The sequence below is a fragment of the Burkholderia sp. AW49-1 genome (genome assembly GCF_053427845.1).
The window spans coordinates 1-1,276 of sequence record NZ_JBSAXF010000085.1 but is presented as its reverse complement, the minus strand read 5'-3'; the positions used below and the strand labels follow the sequence as shown (position 1 = coordinate 1,276).

1 protein-coding gene and 2 pseudogenes are annotated in these 1,276 nt (G+C 59.9%); all 3 read right to left on the bottom strand.

Features of this window, described 5'->3' with window-relative positions:
• Positions 1-8: 8 nt before the first annotated feature.
• Positions 9-476, bottom strand: a pseudogene (locus tag ACV22W_RS33495) (transposase); the annotation flags it as partial.
• Positions 439-795, bottom strand: a pseudogene (locus ACV22W_RS33490) (integrase core domain-containing protein); the annotation flags it as partial. The pseudogenes ACV22W_RS33490 and ACV22W_RS33495, both read right to left, overlap by 38 nt.
• A 223-nt stretch (positions 796-1,018) precedes the next feature.
• A partial coding sequence (locus tag ACV22W_RS33485; RefSeq protein WP_448023812.1) for a transposase occupies positions 1,019-1,276 on the bottom strand: 258 nt, incomplete at its 5' end.

Sequence of the window (1,276 nt, the reverse complement as noted above, 5' to 3'; positions counted from 1 at the left end):
AAGAGCCGCTAACACAAGTCATCCACGAATCGCGAGCAGATAACAGCAGCAGCCAGGAAGAGCAAAGTGACATGAATATCGAGGCGACGCTCGAAGCGAATACGGAGCTTGCCGAACCCCGCGAACCAAGCATGCGTGCGCTCGACGACCCAGCGATGCCGTCCGAGTCTCTCGCTGCTTTCCACGCCGCGACGGGCAATACGGGCCTTGATGCCGCGCTGTCTCAGATAACGCCGGCAACGAGCAAAGTCATAGCCCTTGTCCGCGTGCAGCTCGCCCGGATGTTTGCGCGGCTGGCCATTTAGGCCCGGTACCGCCGGAATGGCATCAAGCGTGGGCTCGAACGCCATCGAATCGTGCCGGTTGGCACCCGTGACCGTGATAGCCAGAGGGATGCCTGACCTTGCCCCTGTTTCACGAATCCCATAGCCGAGGCAATCAGGCCGCTTGCCCTTGCAGAGCGGCGGCCCAGTTCTTCTCGAACATCATGGGGCTGACGTAGTTCAATGTCGAATGGAGCTGACGGGCATTGTACAAGCCGGGCCAGTCGATGACTTCGTCCATCGCCGCACGTCGCGTCGCAAAGTGCCGGCCGTGCAGCCGCGCCACCTTCAGCGAACCCCACAGGCTTTCGGTCGGCGCATTATCCCAACAATCGCCGCGCTGGCTCATCGACGAACGCATGCCGTACGCCTTGAGCGTGTCCCGGAAGAGCCCGCTGCAATACTGGCTGCCACGGTCGCTACGCACAATCACTCCGGCGTCGGGACGGCGTCGGAACCATGCCATGCGTAACCCGGCCTGACCTCGGTTAGCCCACGCTCACGAAGTTGCTCGTGTTGCGTGGGAATCGATCTGTCCCCGAAATTTCGACCAGTATGTGGTGTTCCGAACATATGCGACGGTCGAATCGAGTCAGGATCTCACCTAGCGATCGGTCCTCGGAAAGCTCAATACCCCGTTGAGCTTTCGGCCTTTGCCCCTCTCCGACAAGTCGGCGAGGGGGCTTTCTTTCAGCTCATCGCGGATTACCGGGGAATGCGGCGCGTATTTTGAGGAAGATGTACTCCTCGTCGCGGTACCCGTAAGCCCTGCGCTTGATGACCTTGATGGTGTTGTCGATGCCTTCGATGACGCTGGTATTGAGCGGATGGCCACTACCCAGAACAGCAGATTCGGTTGCTCGAGAACCATCGGGAGGTAGCCCATTCCGTCGATGATCATCAGCTTGTAGGGCTGGCAACGACGCGCGCAGGTCCTGTTCACCGGTACATAA